At 41.5% G+C, this 16,143-nt stretch carries 15 protein-coding genes; 8 read left to right on the top strand and 7 right to left on the bottom strand.

The genetic code is table 11. The annotated features are described in order from the left end of the window. Positions 1-7 precede the first annotated feature (7 nt). From ACE1EF_RS15235 to topA, 6 genes are all read right to left on the bottom strand, one after another. Positions 8-619, bottom strand: a complete 612-nt coding sequence (locus tag ACE1EF_RS15235; RefSeq protein WP_375721541.1) for a rhomboid family intramembrane serine protease — start codon at positions 617-619, stop codon at positions 8-10. After that, a complete protein-coding gene (locus ACE1EF_RS15230; protein WP_375721540.1) occupies positions 616-1,467 on the bottom strand; it encodes a histidinol-phosphatase in 852 nt (283 codons plus the stop codon). Before ACE1EF_RS15230 ends, ACE1EF_RS15235 begins: the two co-directional genes overlap by 4 nt. Positions 1,468-1,618: 151 nt before the next feature. Next, positions 1,619-2,908 carry an aminotransferase class I/II-fold pyridoxal phosphate-dependent enzyme gene (locus ACE1EF_RS15225; RefSeq protein ID WP_375721539.1) on the bottom strand — a complete coding sequence of 430 codons (1,290 nt, stop codon included), beginning with the start codon at positions 2,906-2,908 and terminating at the stop codon, positions 1,619-1,621. Positions 2,909-3,049: 141 nt separating this feature from the next. Continuing rightward, complete coding sequence (locus ACE1EF_RS15220) at positions 3,050-4,330, bottom strand: M16 family metallopeptidase (RefSeq protein WP_375721538.1); 1,281 nt, start codon at positions 4,328-4,330, stop codon at positions 3,050-3,052. After that, positions 4,327-5,574 (bottom strand): M16 family metallopeptidase, encoded by a 1,248-nt coding sequence (locus ACE1EF_RS15215; RefSeq protein ID WP_375721537.1) that lies wholly within the window; start codon positions 5,572-5,574, stop codon positions 4,327-4,329. The genes ACE1EF_RS15220 and ACE1EF_RS15215 overlap by 4 nt, the downstream gene beginning before the upstream one ends. A gap of 5 nt (positions 5,575-5,579) precedes the next feature. Further along, positions 5,580-7,949: a type I DNA topoisomerase gene (gene topA, locus ACE1EF_RS15210; protein WP_375721536.1), complete on the bottom strand. Its 2,370-nt coding sequence runs from the start codon at positions 7,947-7,949 to the stop codon at positions 5,580-5,582. A gap of 251 nt (positions 7,950-8,200) precedes the next feature. Between topA and ACE1EF_RS15205 the strand changes: the two genes are divergently transcribed. The 7 genes from ACE1EF_RS15205 to ACE1EF_RS15175 all read left to right on the top strand — a co-directional run bounded on the left by ACE1EF_RS15205 (position 8,201) and on the right by ACE1EF_RS15175 (position 14,411). Next, a complete protein-coding gene (locus tag ACE1EF_RS15205; protein WP_375721535.1) occupies positions 8,201-8,794 on the top strand; it encodes a TetR/AcrR family transcriptional regulator in 594 nt (197 codons plus the stop codon). Continuing rightward, positions 8,787-9,941: a hypothetical protein gene (locus tag ACE1EF_RS15200; protein WP_375721534.1), complete on the top strand. Its 1,155-nt coding sequence runs from the start codon at positions 8,787-8,789 to the stop codon at positions 9,939-9,941. The genes ACE1EF_RS15205 and ACE1EF_RS15200 overlap by 8 nt, the downstream gene beginning before the upstream one ends. A 26-nt stretch (positions 9,942-9,967) precedes the next feature. Beyond that, a complete protein-coding gene (locus ACE1EF_RS15195; protein WP_375721533.1) occupies positions 9,968-10,678 on the top strand; it encodes an ABC transporter ATP-binding protein in 711 nt (236 codons plus the stop codon). 10 nt (positions 10,679-10,688) lie between these two features. Beyond that, the gene (locus ACE1EF_RS15190) at positions 10,689-11,858 is read left to right on the top strand and encodes an ABC transporter permease (protein ID WP_375721532.1); all 1,170 of its coding nucleotides are present in this window, start codon (positions 10,689-10,691) and stop codon (positions 11,856-11,858) included. Next, the gene (locus ACE1EF_RS15185) at positions 11,855-13,123 is read left to right on the top strand and encodes an ABC transporter permease (protein WP_375721531.1); all 1,269 of its coding nucleotides are present in this window, start codon (positions 11,855-11,857) and stop codon (positions 13,121-13,123) included. The genes ACE1EF_RS15190 and ACE1EF_RS15185 overlap by 4 nt, the downstream gene beginning before the upstream one ends. Before the next feature lie 70 nt (positions 13,124-13,193). Continuing rightward, positions 13,194-13,940, top strand: a complete 747-nt coding sequence (locus ACE1EF_RS15180; protein WP_375721530.1) for an outer membrane lipoprotein-sorting protein — start codon at positions 13,194-13,196, stop codon at positions 13,938-13,940. Between the two features lie 108 nt (positions 13,941-14,048). Beyond that, positions 14,049-14,411: a four helix bundle protein gene (locus ACE1EF_RS15175; protein ID WP_375721529.1), complete on the top strand. Its 363-nt coding sequence runs from the start codon at positions 14,049-14,051 to the stop codon at positions 14,409-14,411. A 51-nt stretch (positions 14,412-14,462) separates the two neighbouring features. On the opposite strand, the gene ACE1EF_RS15170 is transcribed toward ACE1EF_RS15175, so the two are convergent. Continuing rightward, on the bottom strand, positions 14,463-15,392 hold the full coding sequence (locus ACE1EF_RS15170; protein WP_375721528.1) for a hydrogen peroxide-inducible genes activator: 930 nt from the start codon (positions 15,390-15,392) through the stop codon (positions 14,463-14,465). Between the two features lie 113 nt (positions 15,393-15,505). Here ACE1EF_RS15170 and ACE1EF_RS15165 point away from each other — a divergent pair, with 113 nt between their 5' ends. After that, a complete protein-coding gene (locus ACE1EF_RS15165; protein WP_375721527.1) occupies positions 15,506-15,973 on the top strand; it encodes a Dps family protein in 468 nt (155 codons plus the stop codon). Positions 15,974-16,143 lie beyond the last annotated feature (170 nt).

Below are 16,143 nucleotides of genomic sequence, written 5' to 3'. Positions count from 1 at the left end.
GTCCTGTTTAAAAGGGGTTCAATTTCGAAATAAAATCAAAAATACTTAACGGATGTATCAATAACGGAAAAATAAAACCGTAAACTGCACCCCAAAAGTGAGCATCATGCCCTATATTGTCAATATTTTTTCTGCTCATATACCAGGAATAATAGAGATAACCTGCTCCGAAGATGATGCCCGGAACTGGAATAATCCCAAAGAAATAGAGCATTCGCCAGGGATCATAAAAGATAGTGGCAAACACAACTGCCGACACTGCACCTGAAGCTCCAATAGCAGTATAGTAAGGATTGTCTTTATGCTTTTTATAGGATATGGCCGAAGAAACCGGCAGAGCCGTTATGTAAAGCAGAGTAAACAAAAATGTTCCATTCAGAATATTTACATTATAGCTGAACTGATGTTCCAGTGAATCAGCAAACATGTAAAGCACAAACATATTAACCCCCAGATGCATCCAGTCGGCATGAACGAGCCCGTAACTGAATATACGGTAGTATTCATTGTGATAGTTTATTTTATGCGGGTTAAACGACAGCTTGTTCAGCATCACATTATCCCGGAATCCCTGCGCAGACACTAGTGCCGTTATCGCTATTATTATAATCAGCATCATACCAACACTCCTTTTTTAGTCAGTTTACAATCTGTCCATTCTCCATCAATAAACTCAAATACGGTACTAATTCCGGCCTGGGTCAGAGCGTCCGCAGCCTCATTAAATGCCAGATCAATTTTTTCAGGATCATGTGTGTCACTGTTTATGGTGATCCGGATATTAAGATCCTTCAACAGTTTAAAAAACGACTGGTGCGGATAAAAAAATCCGAGCTTTCTGTATGACTTGGTGTTGATTTCGACAATAAGATCCTGCTGTCCTGCCGCTTCAAGCAACTCACCAACCAGGCCTCTGTACCATTTTTCACCAACATCATGATAACGGGAACCATGCTGATACATTTTATCTATATGTCCCACAATATCAAACCCGTTATGTTCGATCATCTCACGGGAGATGGCTGTAAAACGCTTTGCAAACTTCCGGATATCACCGTTAAAAATTTGCCGTATACCAAGATCAAACCATTCAACCGGGCCATCCACAGACCACGGGGTCCCATCATCAAAATAATCAAGATAATGCACAGAGGCAATCAGGTAATCGGTAGGCAGTACTTTTATTTCCTTACTTTGAGGACCAAATATTCCGGGAATAAAATCCACTTCCATGCCCAGAAGAATTTCAATCTGATGACAGTACTTTTCCTTCAGATAAAGAACCTCATTGATGTACAGGGGCATGTCGGATGCTTTCATATTCCAGTCGGAATGATACGGGACCGGAGAATGCGATGAAAAACCCAGCTTGTTTAGATTTGCTCTGACTGCAGCCTTAACAAAATCCTTCGCATCAGCCCTTCCATCACAATACTGAGTGTGACAATGATAATTTGTCCATAGCATAACATGCACTTTAGAATATCACTCAAATATAACAAACCTCCTCAATTCAGCCAATAATATCTATGGCTTTTATCTGGTTCTGAACTGAATTATACGGCACAAAAAAACCCGCAACGAAAGTCACGGGTTCCAATGATATATTTTTATCTGCTTAAGCATCAGCATCGGTACAGGCATTGTAAATACCTTCGAACATGGTTTTAATGTCACCGGCTGCAACAGCAGAAAATGCAATACGTAAAATATCACCTAACGCGATAAGGCCTATGCTGTATTTTTCAATAAGTATCTGCCTAACTTTTTCTGCTTCCATTCCTTCTCTCAATTTTACGCACATAAAATAACCTGAATTAAATGGCAGGGCATTAAAATAGGTTTTATATTTCTCTTCTTTCAGAGCTTCAGTTACTGCATCATAGCGTTTCTTCATAAGATCAAACTTGCGTGCTTTTTCCGCCTGATAATCCGGGGATTCAAACGCATGCAACAACAGCGACTGTGATATATTTGCGGCATTTGAAATGTTTCCCCTCACGGCACCAGCTGTTTTGGATTCCAGAGCACCGAAAACAGCCTCATCTGCTCCTTTATACCCGTAAGAGATAAACCCAACACGAAATCCCCATACATAATCTTCTTTTGTAGGACCATCCACTTTAACAGCCAATACGTTTTCGTGAAGATCGGCAAGTCCGGTAAATACGGACTCTGTGGCTACTCCATCTTCATAAACCAGTCCGAAGTACGCATCATCAGTTACCGCAACAATTTTTTTACCGACTTCTGCAGCCTCTTTCACAGCAGCAATAATTGCATCGATCTCCGCGAAAGTTGGCGTATAACCGGTTGGATTATTCGGGAAATTCAGGATAACAATTTTCTTTTCTCCGGCTGACAGTAACTGCTCTTTTAATGCATCAACGTCAAATCCGTTATTCTTAAACGTGTTGAATTTTACCAGTTTTGCACCGTAAGCATTGGTAAGTATCAGGTTGTAATTGCCCCAGAACAGATCGGGGACGATAACTTCATCACCATCATTTACGAACATATATCCCATCATGCTTATCCCATGCGTCAGTGCATTGGTTACCACAGGCAGACTTAAACTTTTACCCTTAAGTCCCGGATTCTTCTCATAAATCATCTCTTTCCATTTCTTACGGATATCCGGACGTCCGAAACTTGGAGCATATGGAAAAACCAGTGAAGGGTCAAGATTGATGTTTTTTTCAATGGATGGTAAGCGCATCGGACTGTTATCGTCCTCAATGGCAGCACCAATTGTGGCATTAATCCTGGTCCCCTTAGCCTCAGCGGTCTGACCAAGGATTCCTTTCTTAGGGAAGAAAATGTTTTTCCCTTTTTCCGATAACAAGTCGAAAACGACAGGGCTTTTTGCCTGTATAATGTCGTTTAATTCTTTGGCTTGTGGATTCATAAATGCGGTTTTAATTGATTGAATGTTATTACTGTTAAACCTGATGCAAAAATAGCAGTTTTAGAATAGTTCTGCAATATAAATTATGTGAGTAAATATCAAACGCACAGAAAATTATTGATTGTTGAAGTTTTCAGGGGACTACTTTTCATTACCTGCTACGGAAATGATCAGATCATCGGGATTCAGCCATTTTTCTGAAAGCGCTTGCAGTGTTTCTGAAGTTGTGGCATCCATCACTTCAAGATATCTTTCGATAAAATCAAAATTAAGTCCGTTTTCCCACAACGACCTGTAAACATCTGTGATGGCAAATGGACCGTCAAAGCTTCGCATCATCTCTCCGCTCAGATAGTTTTTCACCATCTGAAGCTCAGCTTCCGGCACAGCCTCGCGCTGAAGCCTCACCATTTCATGTTTAATCTCTCCAATCACAGCATCCCGGTATTCATTTGCTGTTTCAGTTGACACTGCCAGATACGATCCTAAAGGCTGATTTACCACATAAGAACCTATACCATAGGTATATCCTTTATCTTCACGGATATTACGCATCAGGCGGCTTCCGAAATACCCACCTAAAACGCCACAAAGCAACTGAAATGCAGGAAAAGCCTCATCGCCCTTATCCATTACATGTCTGCCTGCCTTTACTGCAGACTGCACGCCCTCTTTAGGGACATAATAGATACCCGGATTTTCAGGTTCAGCCGTAAAACTGAGCGTGCCGTTTTCCGGTGTTGATCCGTTCCAACCCACGCACAGGTATTTATCGATTATGTTAATCACCTTTTCATCTACTCTACCGGAAACGAACAGGGTGCATTTATTAGCTGAATAATGCGCATTATAAAACCGTTGCAAATGACCGGTATTTACCTTATCAAAATCTTCTTCTGCAGCCTGCTGGGCATAGGGATGGTTCACTCCCCATAATCTTCTGCTGAAATCTTTTGCGGCCAGCAGTTTCACTTTTTGCAGATTAACCAAAAACTCCTGTTTCCTGTTATCCAGAATAACCTCAAATTCTTTTTCCGGAAATAATGGCTCATGTATGATGCTGGCCAAAAGTGGCAGCAACTTCGGGAGATGCTTATTCAGGGCATATAAGGAAAGTGTACTGTAATGAAAACCATTGGTAAATTCCAGAAATGCACCATGAAAATCCAGCTGATAGGCAATATGACCACTATTATATGAGCGGGAACCTTCCTTAAGCAGGGTACCGGTAAGTAACGAAACCAGGGAGATTGGCTGATGCACAGTACCGGCTTCAAATACCACATCAATTTTCACAATATCCTGATCACCCCGGGGGAAAGCATACAGTTTTACACCGTTGCTCATTTCAGAAATTCGTGGTGCATCCGGACGAAAAGGCTCTGCCGGCAGGATCAGCGGTATTTTAGTGTTTTTATTCATGCTTCGGATGATTCTGATAAATAATACAGTACAGATGCATTCTCTTTCCTGAACAAACGGCGACTGACCCGTTGTATATCGTCAATTGTTACATTGCGGTATTTATCCGATTCATTATTGATCATTCCGGCATCACCAAGCGATTCAAACAGCGCCAGGTTCATGGCTTTATTCAGATAATGCGTTTCCTCAAATACATGCGAAGCTTCTACCTTATTCTTAACCTTTTGCAGCTCTGTTTCATGTACAGGCTCATTCATAATACGGTCCAGTTCCTGCCGAACCCGCAATTCAGCATCCCTGATGGCGTATTTGGGGTTAACCTTTCCTGTAACATAAAATAATCCGGGTTCAATATCTCCTCCGATATAAGCGTTAAGATCCACAAATACAGGTTCATCTTTCACCAATCGTTCATAAAGCCTGCTTGAATTTCCATTGGACAGGATATCAGATATCAGATCTGTGACATGATAATCCCTGTCCGTTCTGCTGCACATATGAAATGCCATAAACAGGGCATTCAGAGGAACATCACTTTTAATGGTCAGTTCACGGCGTTCGGTTTGATCCGGTTCAGCCGGTAACATACGCGGTATGATCTGGCGTCTTTCAATATCCCCAAACCACTTTTCAGCCAGCCGGAATGTATGTTCTGCCGATATATCACCCGAAACGGACAATACCGCATTATTCGGTGCATAATGGGAATAAAAGAATGCTTTCACCTCATCGAGATGCGCTTCCCTGATATGTTCTATTGTCTTTCCGATTGTCGGCCACTGATACGGATGCACCTTGTAGGCCAACGGTCTAAGTTGCAAGGTTACATCACCATACGGTTGATTCAGGTAACGTTGTTTAAACTCTTCGATAACCACCTGGCGCTGGACATCAAGACTTTTGGGTGAAAAAGCAAGTCCTCTCATCCGGTCCGATTCCAGCCAGAATCCCACTTCAGCATTTTGTTTGGGCAGGGTCAGGTAGTAATTTGTAAAATCGTTGCTGGTCCATGCGTTGTTTTCACCACCGGCCTGCTGCACAGGTTCATCATATACAGGCACCAAAGGTGTGCCGCCAAACATTAAATGCTCAAATAAATGCGCAAATCCGGTTCGCTCGGAAGACTCATCTTTGGCCCCCACATTATAAAGCAGGTTAACAGCCACCATGGGTGAGCACGCATCGAAATGATGAACAACCTTAAGTCCGTTGCTCAGAATCTTTTTTGAAAACCGGATCATCAAACTTATTTTTTAGATGTCTTTGCTGACTTCTTTGTGGCTGTTTTCTTTGAATTTTTGCCAGCTGTTTTTTTTCCTTTTGAACCGGAATCTTTAGTCAGTTCCATGCATTTTTCCAGGGTTAATGCTTCAGGATCGGTTCCTTTGGGAATTTTGAAATTTTTCTTTTTGTATTTAATGTAAGGACCAAAACGTCCTTTCAGAATCTGAAGATCAGGCTCTTCATCAAATGTTTTAATCAGACTGTTTTTTTCCTGTTCACGCTTGGCCTCAATCAGTTCAATGGATCGCCCGAGGGTTATGGATAAAGGATCATCTTCCTTACCCAAAGAGACAAACTTACTGGCATGACGAACATAAGGCCCGAAACGACCAACGCCTATCACCACTTTTCCGCCTTCATATTCGCCCACTTCACGTGGCAGCTTAAACAGTTCCAGCGCTTCTTCCAGATTAATGGAGTTGATGCTCTGTCCCTTCAGCAGACTTGCAAACTGTGGTTTCTCCTCTTCCTCTGCAGTTCCGATCTGAACCATAGGGCCAAAACGACCGATTTTTACAGATACCTGTCTGCCGGATTTAGGATCGGTTCCAAGGATCCGTTCACCCACCTTGGTATCAGAACGTTCCTTGCTTTTCTCCACGGTTGGATGAAAGTCCTTATAAAACTCATCAATCGCTTTGGTCCAATCCAGCTTCCCTTCTGCAATCACATCAAACTCCTTCTCAACCTCGGCAGTAAAGTTGTAATTCATGATGTTGGTAAAGTTCTCATCCAGAAAATCATTCACCACCATACCAATATCCGTTGGAAACAGCTTTGATTTTTCGTAGCCGTAATTTTCCTTTTTGGTTGTTTCTTTTACAGCGCCATTTTTCAGAACAAGCTCTGCGTATTCCCTTGTATCTCCTTCGCGGCTCTCTTTCACCACATATTCCCGGTTCTGAATGGTAGAAATGGTTGGCGCATATGTTGATGGACGGCCAATACCCAACTCTTCCAGTTTACGGACAAGACTGGCTTCTGTGTATCGCGGTGGTTTTTGTGTGAACCGCTCTGTAGCCACAATCTGATTCAGATCAAGCTGCTGGTTCAGTTTTACAGCCGGCAGCAATCCATTTTCTTCCGATCCGTTATCTTCATCATCACTCGATTCAATGTATAACTTAAGGAAACCATCAAATTTGATCACCTCACCTGTTGCATTGAAATATTCATCATGACCGCTAACCCCTATTTTGATAGTGGTTTTTTCCAGTTGGGCATCACTCATCTGTGAAGCTACTGTCCGTTTCCAGATCAACTCATACAGACGCTGCTCCTGTGCCGATCCGCTAATCTCATGCTGATTCACATAAGTGGGACGAATGGCTTCGTGTGCTTCCTGGGCCCCTTTTGATTGTGTGGAATATTTTCTGACTTTTGAATATTCTGCTCCAAACTGTTCAATGATCTCACTTTTAGAGGTATTGATGGCCAGACTTGATAAATTTACAGAATCGGTACGCATATATGTAATATGTCCCGATTCGTATAAACGCTGCGCAATTGACATGGTTTGTGACACAGAATAGCCCAATTTACGGCTGGCTTCCTGTTGCAAGGTTGATGTTGTAAATGGTGGAGCTGGTGATTTTTTGGTCGGCTTTTTCGAAATATCATCTATAACAAAATCAGCTCCGGCACAGCCCTGCAAAAAGGTCGCTGTTTCCTCAGCTGTTTTAAACCGTTTGGATAATTCGGCTTTTAATAGGGTATTGTCTCCATTTTCATTGGGGACCAGAAACTCGGCAATGACCCGGAATGACGATTGTGGCTCAAACGCTTCTACTTCACGTTCGCGTTCCACTATTAATTTTACAGCTACCGACTGAACCCTTCCGGCAGACAATGCTGGCTTTACCTTTCTCCATAAAATTGGCGAAATTTCAAATCCGACAATGCGGTCAAGGACACGGCGTGCCTGTTGCGCATTAACCAGATGCTGGTCTATTTTTCGTGGTGTTTTAATGGCATTCAGGATGGCATCTTTGGTAATCTCGTGAAAAACAATACGTTTCGTTTTAGCATGATCCAGATTTAAAGCCTCTGCCAGATGCCACGCAATAGCTTCTCCCTCACGGTCTTCATCGGATGCGAGCCAAACCGTTTTAGCATCGGCAGCCATTTTTTTCAATTCCGTAACAATTTTTTTCTTATCTGTTGGAACCGTATAATGTGGCTGATAATTATTCTCCAGATCGATGCTTAAATCCCTTTTTTTCAAATCACGGATATGACCGAAACTGGATTTTACAACGTAATCTTTTCCCAAAAACTTCTCAATTGTTTTTGCTTTTGCGGGGGACTCAACGATCACTAAATTTTCAACCATAACAGAAGTCAACCTTTTAAAATTTTTGCAAATTAAAGGAATTCAGCCCTTATAAACCAAATGCAATTCAAAGTTTTAACAAAGAAGCGATACCTTATATCTATAGATATAAAAAAATAATACAAAAAACCTTGCGCATTCCTTTAATTACAGATGCAGTTATAACTATACGATAAATAATTTACTATACGATATTTGTTTTATTTTACTAATTTCGTATATTTGCATTGTTATTGTAAATTTTAAATCAGATGTCAGGTCACAAATCAAATCCGAAATACAAACAAATTACAAAAACGGCACACGATCTGTTTTGGAAATTTGGCATCAAAAGGGTCACCATAGAAGAAATCTGTACAGAAGCAGGTGTCAGCAAAATGACTTTTTACCGATTTTTCCCAAACAAGATTGAACTGGCCAGAATTGTTATAAGCAATATATTCTCAAAAGCTGAAAAGGACTATAAAGCCTTAATGGCACGCAACATTCCGTTTGAGGAAAAAATTAAGGAACAGGTCCGGATGAAATTCGAGGGCACTATTAATATCAGCGAAGCCTTCATCGCTGATGTTTATTCCGGATGGAGTGATGAACTGAAAGCTTTCTTTATTGAGATTACTGCACGAATGGTAAATATGGTCAGGGAAGATTACGCCCGTGCACAACAGGAAGGTGCCATCAGAAAGGATGTCAACATTGATTTTATATTCTATCTGAGCAACAAAATGACTGAAATGGTTGCCGATCCTCAACTGGTGGCTATGTATAATAATAATGTACAAAGCGTCATCATGGAGTTTATGAACATGATGTTTTACGGGATCATTCCCCGGAAAAATGAATAGATTTTTAACCATATTATGGTATACGATCTGCATTCTCATCGCAACGAATGCAGATGCACAGAGTGCTGAGAAACCTTTTGAATTCAGGGGACAGGCCATTTCGTGGCTACACTACAATCCTTCAAACGAAGAGTCGGTCCTGCTTGGAGGCAGATACCTGCCACAAATAAACTACAGAATCAATCTGAAAGAAAACCGCTTGTTTGATCTTGAAGCTTCAGGAAACATATTTGGTACAGCGGCTATTGATCCGTTTACCGATGCTGAAACAGACGGAAAAATAAAACCATACCGTGCATGGATCAGGTACAGCACACCGCAGTTTGAAGTTCGTGCAGGCCTTCAGAAAATCAATTTCGGTTCAGCAACAATGCTACGCCCCTTAATGTGGTTTGATCAGATTGATCCGCGTGATCCGCTGAAACTGACTGATGGTGTTTGGGGCGTATTGGGCAGGTATTATTTTTTAAACAATGCCAACATCTGGGTATGGGGTCTGGCCGGAAATAAAAATCCTAAAGGATGGGAACAGGCGCAAACCAATACCAACTTTCCCGAATTTGGCGGTCGGTTTCAGTTTCCGGTTCCTTCAGGTGAATCCGGAATAACATACCACCACCGGTTTGCCAGCACAGAAAATCTCACGGACTTAAATCTGCCCGTTTTTAACAAAATCCCGGAAAACAGATTTGGTTATGATATACGGCTGGACTATGTCATCGGATTCTGGCTGGAAGGATCATGGATTAATAAACAGGCAGATCTGGGATGGCTCAAAAACCAGGAAGTTTTTAACGCCGGAGCAGACTACACGTTTGGCATTGGGAGTGGCCTATATACTGCATTTGAGCAACTTGTATTCTCCTTTGATGAAAAGGCATTTGCCATGAAACAAGCGGCAACTTTTTCGTTGCTCTCATTGTCCTACCCTATTGGTATTTTTGATCAGATCAGTGCCATCGTATATTACGACTGGACGAACAACAATGCGTATAATTTTATCAACTATCAACGGCAGTTTAATAAGCTAACGCTTTATGTTATGGCTTACTGGAATCCTGAAAATTTCAATATACCGCTTCAGGGCGGAACGACCAATATTTTCGGAGGGAAAGGCATTCAGTTGATGCTGGTATTTAATCATTAAAATGAACGTCATTAAACCATCATATTATGGAAATCATCACGATTGAACATCTCACCAAAAAGTTTCCGGCAGGGAACAGTGAGTTTACAGCCTTAAAAGATATAAACCTGAGCTTCGGCAAAGGAGAATTTGCAGGGCTGGTCGGACCAAGCGGATCAGGAAAAACAACGCTTCTGAATATTATCGGGTCCCTGGATGTGCCTTCTGAAGGTTCAGCAGCAGTTTTAGGACAATCGGTTTCAGACCTGAGCCATAAAAAGTCTGCCAAACTACGCAACCTCCACATCGGTTTTATATTTCAAACGTATAACCTGTTACCCGTTTATACGGTATTTGAAAATGTGGAATTTGCACTTTTGCTTCAAAACCTTACAAGCGCACAACGCAAAAAAATGGTAATGGAAGCTTTGGAATGGGTCGGACTTACGGATAAAGTAAAATCCAGGCCTTCTCAACTTTCCGGCGGTGAAAGTCAACGGGTAGCCATCGCAAGATCCATGGTAAAAAAACCGGAAATTGTTCTGGCAGATGAACCGACCGCAAACCTCGATTCAAAGAATTCACACAACATACTGCAAACCATGGTAAAACTGAACGAGGAACTTCAAACAACGTTCATTTTTGCCACACACGACGAAAAAGTGATGCAGTACCTGAAACGAAAAATAACGCTCTCTGATGGCAAAGTAGCCAGTGATGAAATAATGAAACCTCAAAAGGTCAAGGTTCAACCTTAAATTTACTGCTATGATTGCGATACGATTAGCATTTAAAAATTTACTGGGTGCAGGCCTCCGCACCTGGCTAAATGCCGGTGTGCTTTCATTTGCATTCTTCCTGATTGTTTTTTACAACGGTTTGTTTGAAGGATGGAATGTACAGGCCAAACATGAAACCGAGGCATGGGAAGTAGGCAAAGGCGAACTTTGGCACCCGGATTTTGATCCGTTGGATGTATATACGTATCAGGATGCACATGCACCTGTAAGCCCAGAAATTCAGAGTCTGATAAACAAAGATGAACTGACACCAATTTTGTATAGCCAGGCATCCGTGTATCCCGAAGGTCGTATGATGACGGTTCTGCTGAAAGGAATTGAACCGGAACAGAAAATACTGGAATTACCGACAAAGGATCTGGAACAGACATCAGACGTTCTCCCTGCAATTATAGGGAAGAGAATGGCCAGGGCAATGAAGACAGAAAAGGGGAACACACTGCTGGTACGCTGGAGAGACAAAAACGGAACCTTTGATGCCCGTGAAGTAAAAATTGTGGACATATTTGAAACCATAGTCCCAACAGTTGATGCAGGAATCATATGGCTTCCACTTGACAAATTGCAGGATATGACAGGGATGCAAAATGAAGCAACCATATTTGTTGCAGGCAATAGCTATCCGGGAGGAGATATTGAAAACTGGAAATTTAAGGACCAGAAGTACCTTTTTAAAGACATTGACATGCTGATAAAATCAAAAAAAGGCGGGTCCTCTTTGTTATGGGGACTGATTTTGGTTTTGGCTTTACTGGCCATTTTTGACACACAGGTGTTGTCAATCTTCAGACGCCAGAAAGAAATAGGTACATACATTGCACTCGGTATGACCCGGTGGCAGGTTGTCAGGATCTTTACGGTAGAAGGCACTGCATACAGCATATTTGCAGCCATCCTGGCAACAATCTACGGAACTCCGATCTTCTACTATCTGGCCAAAAAAGGCTTCCCGCTCCCAATGGGAGACGCAGATATCGGTATTGCCATGTCTGATGTGATTTATCCTTACTTCTCTCTGGGACTGATTCTATCAACTGTTTTACTGGTGATACTAACAGCTACTATTGTGAGTTTTATTCCGGCACGTAAAATTGCCCGGCTCAAACCAACTGAAGCACTTAAAGGCAAAATACAATGATAAAATTCTTATTTAAAGGCATACTCAGAGATAAGAACCGCAGCGTAATCCCAATTATCATTGTGGCCCTCGGAGTAACACTAACCGTGTTCCTTAGCACCTGGATGAGAGGTATCTTTTCAGATATGATAAACATGAATGCGAATTATGAACTGGGCCATCTGAAAATAACAACGCATGCTTATGCCGAAAGCACGATGGCAGCCAATGATCTTGCACTTCTTGATGTAAATGAGTTGATGGAAAGATTACAAAAGGAATTTCCTGATGTTGAATGGGTTGAACGGACCAAATTCGGCGGATTACTGGATGTTGCCGATACAAATGGGGAGACCAGGGCACAGGGACCAGCCATTGGTCAGGCCATAGACTTTTTCTCAAAAGGAAGCAAAGAAGCAGAACGCATGAATATCCCGAAGTCCATTGTTAAAGGGAAACTGCCTTCAGTACCGGGAGATGCGCTGATCAGCGATATGTTTGCAGAAAAATATGATGTAAGGGTAGGCAGTGAGGTTACCCTGTTTGGATCTACCATGTACGGAAGCATGATGTTTTATAATTTTAAAGTTTGCGGAACCGTAAGGTTCGGGAACCAGCAACTGGATAGAGGAGCTATACTGATTGATATTACCGATGCGCAGAAAGCCTTTGATATGCAGAATGCTTCCGGTGAAATTCTGGGGTTCATGAATGACGGCTATAATATGGATGAAGCCGAAGCTATAAAACAAAAATTTAATGCCGAATATTACAATCCTAACGATGAATTTTCGCCCGAGATGCGACAATTAAAGGATCAGAACGGGATGGATGTTTATCTCATGGCTATGAACATGATGGGCACTATTTTCACCTTTATTTTTGTAGTGGCCATGAGCATAGTGTTGTGGAACATGGGCCTTTTGGGAGGCTTAAGGCGTTATACAGAATTTGGCGTTCGTCTGGCTCTTGGCGAAGATAAAACACACATATACCTGTCGTTGATATACGAAGCGGCACTGATTGGAACGATAGGATCAGTTATTGGAACGATTATTGGCCTGAGCGCTGGATACTATCTGCAGATTAATGGTCTGGATCTGGGTATTAATTTCCAGGGGAGCAGCATGATGTTGCCAACGGTGTTCAGAACAGAGGTCACTCCGGAAGCCTACTATATTGGATTTATTCCGGGCATAATTGCAATGGTTCTGGGCAATGCATTGTCCGGAATCGGGATCTATAAGCGACAAACAGCGCGATTGTTTAATGAACTGGAAGTGTAGACAATTACAAATGAAGAATTAGGAATTAGGAAAACAAGAATCAAGACACAAGATTAAAATACTATTTGATATGAAAAACATAAAATTTATACTGTCCGGGTTGGTACTTCTTTTTGCACCAGGACTGATGCAGGCTCAACTGAGTGCAAAACAAATCATCGACAAAGTGGATCAGAATCTGTCATCAGATAACCGCGTAATGGAATCTTCCATGACCATTCATGGCAGAAGGGCAAGCCGTACAATTACCTCCAGAACATATTCTATCGGGACTACAAAATCGTTTACAGAATATCTTTCACCGGCCCGGGAAGAAGGCACTAAAATGTTAAAGCTGGAAGATCAGCTTTGGATTTACGCTCCTTCTACGGACCGAACCATCCAGATCTCCGGCCATATGTTGCGGCAAAGTGTAATGGGTTCCGATCTTTCGTACGAAGATATGATGGACGACCGTAAACTGACCGACATTTACGATGCGGCTTTGATTGGGGAAGAAGAAATTGATGGTCGCAACACCTACCAGCTGGAGATGATAGCCAATGTGCCAGATGTGGCTTACTACAAACGAGTGATGTGGATTGACACCGAACGTTTTGTTCCTTTAAAAGAAGAATTATATGCAAAAAGCGGGCAGTTACTAAAACGCACAACGCTCTCTGATGTCAGAAAGGTTGATGGCCGCTGGTTCCCTATGAAGATGGTGTACAAAGATATGCTGAAACAGGGTGAAGGCACTGAATTCGAAATCACCGATATCAAATTCAACCAGGACATACCGGAATATATTTTTACTAAAGCAGCGCTTAAACAATGAAACAATTATGAATTTCAAATTATGAATTACGAATTACGAAATAAGGAGCTTAGGATAAGATTTGTAGTTTTCTTTTTGTAAATTTAGAAGTTACCAAATCTGAATTGTATGAAAACCGAAAACGTAATTCAACAGAAATCATTTGCATATGCTATTCGAATAGTAGAACTATGTAAAATACTCAGGTTCGAGACAAAAGAATTTGTAATCTCTGATCAGCTTTTGCGCTCCGGAACATCGATTGGAGCGAACATAGAGGAAGCACTTGGAGGACATTCAAAAAAAGACTTTTTTGCAAAACTGACTATCGCCTATAAGGAAGCAAGGGAATCGCACTACTGGATCCGGATTTTAAAAGCAACCAATTATATTACACCAAATACAAGTGAGTCTATGCTAGATGATACCGAAGAACTGCTAAAAATTATTGGAAGCATCCAGAAAACAATGCGCATTAAAAATGATTTATAACAACCAGAGTAACTTCAATTCGTAATTTGAAATTCGTAATTCCTAATTATTTTATCTCCACTTAACCCTTGTATAGTGTTTCATCTTTTTAAACTGATCCGGAATTGTATGAAGAATGGTTTTGTGTAGCCGATCAATCAGAGCCTCTTTAGTGAAACTGTTATGAACCACAATACTTACTTCTCTTACCGGTTCCGGTTCGCTGAATCGTTTAACAGAGACGGATTCTGCCGTATTTCCTACCGACAGTTCCGGTACCAGGGTATAACCCAGCTTTTTTTCCACCAGACCCTTCAACGCCTCTATGGAACCACTGTCGTATTCAAACTTAAGTCTTTTGCCTGCAAGCGTTGTGGAACAAATAGCCAGGGCCTGATCACGGAAACAATGGCCTTCCTCCAGAACGAGTATCTCCTCAGAGTTCAACATATCTGCAGTTAAGTTTTCAACCCTATTTAGTTTGTGATCAAACGGAAGATAAAGCAGAAACGGTTCATAATACAATGGAATGGTTCTGATGGCCTTGTCGTTGAGCGGCGTGGACAGAATGGCGATGTCCAGCATGCCGTTTTTCAGTTTGTCAATAATATGATCGGTTTGCAACTCCGTAATTTTAAGCCTTGTCCGGGGATGCTCCGTTAGAAATTCCGGCAAAAAACGAGGCAGAATATACGGTGATATGGTCGGGATAATTCCCAAACGATACTCGCCTTCCAGCATTTCTGTTTCGTTGTAGACAAAAGCCTTCATTTCTTCAACCTCACGCAATATCTGCCGTGCCTTGATAATTATTTTCTCCCCTGCAGCTGTTGGAATTAACGGCTTCCGGTTCCGGTCAAACAACCGTACGCCAATTTCATCTTCCAGTTTTTTAACCTGCATGGTCAGTGTTGGCTGGGTAACATAACACTTTTCTGCCGCCGTAACAAAATGCCGGTAGTTATCCAGCGCTATTACATATTCCAGTTGTTGTAATGTCATAATTATAGATTCTATCTATACAAAGATAGATATTATCGATTTGATTGATATTGTTTTAATCCGGATATTTGTAACAGATAAAAACAAAACATAAAACTTAAAAACGAAATATTATGAACAGAATAGGTTTAGACAAACAAAAATCAGTTGCATTATCACAGAAGCTGAACGATTTACTGGCCAACTACCAGGTATTTTATATGAACGTAAGAGGATTTCACTGGAACATAAAAGGCGAAAAGTTTTTTGAATTACATGTCAAATTCGAGGAGTTATACAATGATCTGCTGATTAAAGTTGATGAATTAGCAGAACGGGTACTGACACTGGCGGAAACTCCGGTCCACTCTTACAGCGACTATCTGGAAAATTCAGAAGTGAAAGAGTTGAAAAATGTCAGCGATGCCCAGGGAACGGTTGGTTCTGTCCTTGACAGTTTTGAAATACTGATAAAAAAACAGCGCGACATTCTTGACCTGAGTGCTGAAGCAAATGATGAAGGAACAAATGCCTTAATGAGTGACTACATCAGAGAGCAGGAAAAACTGGTCTGGATGTACAGTGCATTTCTGGCAAACTGATAATTAGCGAATTAAACCCGGACAGCAAAACCCGGTAAAAAATCATAACTCACTGTAATTTCCCACAGGGGATTACTCTCCAAAGAAAAGGATTCCGGATTCCATACCGGATCCTTTTTTCGTTTATAAGCTAATGCAAAAAAAGTTTAAATGTCCTTATTAATTACCTA

The organism is Quyinboa sediminis (assembly GCF_042219855.1).
GTDB lineage: Bacteria > Bacteroidota > Bacteroidia > Bacteroidales > UBA5342 > JBHJHP01.
This window is presented reverse-complemented; position numbering and strand designations above follow the sequence as displayed.

Bases quoted from the DNA above. Each gene is read 5' to 3' on its own strand.
- ACE1EF_RS15175 (WP_375721529.1), top strand. From the start codon at position 14,049: ATGAAAACCGAAAACGTAATTCAACAGAAATCATTTGCATATGCTATT.
- ACE1EF_RS15170 (WP_375721528.1), bottom strand. From the start codon at position 15,392: ATGACATTACAACAACTGGAATATGTAATAGCGCTGGATAACTACCGG.
- ACE1EF_RS15220 (WP_375721538.1), bottom strand. From the start codon at position 4,330: ATGAATAAAAACACTAAAATACCGCTGATCCTGCCGGCAGAGCCTTTT.
- ACE1EF_RS15200 (WP_375721534.1), top strand. From the start codon at position 8,787: ATGAATAGATTTTTAACCATATTATGGTATACGATCTGCATTCTCATC.
- topA (WP_375721536.1), bottom strand. From the start codon at position 7,949: ATGGTTGAAAATTTAGTGATCGTTGAGTCCCCCGCAAAAGCAAAAACA.
- ACE1EF_RS15205 (WP_375721535.1), top strand. From the start codon at position 8,201: ATGTCAGGTCACAAATCAAATCCGAAATACAAACAAATTACAAAAACG.
- ACE1EF_RS15195 (WP_375721533.1), top strand. From the start codon at position 9,968: ATGGAAATCATCACGATTGAACATCTCACCAAAAAGTTTCCGGCAGGG.
- ACE1EF_RS15225 (WP_375721539.1), bottom strand. From the start codon at position 2,908: ATGAATCCACAAGCCAAAGAATTAAACGACATTATACAGGCAAAAAGC.
- ACE1EF_RS15185 (WP_375721531.1), top strand. From the start codon at position 11,855: ATGATAAAATTCTTATTTAAAGGCATACTCAGAGATAAGAACCGCAGC.
- ACE1EF_RS15215 (WP_375721537.1), bottom strand. From the start codon at position 5,574: ATGATCCGGTTTTCAAAAAAGATTCTGAGCAACGGACTTAAGGTTGTT.
- ACE1EF_RS15190 (WP_375721532.1), top strand. From the start codon at position 10,689: ATGATTGCGATACGATTAGCATTTAAAAATTTACTGGGTGCAGGCCTC.
- ACE1EF_RS15230 (WP_375721540.1), bottom strand. From the start codon at position 1,467: ATGCTATGGACAAATTATCATTGTCACACTCAGTATTGTGATGGAAGG.
- ACE1EF_RS15235 (WP_375721541.1), bottom strand. From the start codon at position 619: ATGATGCTGATTATAATAATAGCGATAACGGCACTAGTGTCTGCGCAG.
- ACE1EF_RS15165 (WP_375721527.1), top strand. From the start codon at position 15,506: ATGAACAGAATAGGTTTAGACAAACAAAAATCAGTTGCATTATCACAG.
- ACE1EF_RS15180 (WP_375721530.1), top strand. From the start codon at position 13,194: ATGAAAAACATAAAATTTATACTGTCCGGGTTGGTACTTCTTTTTGCA.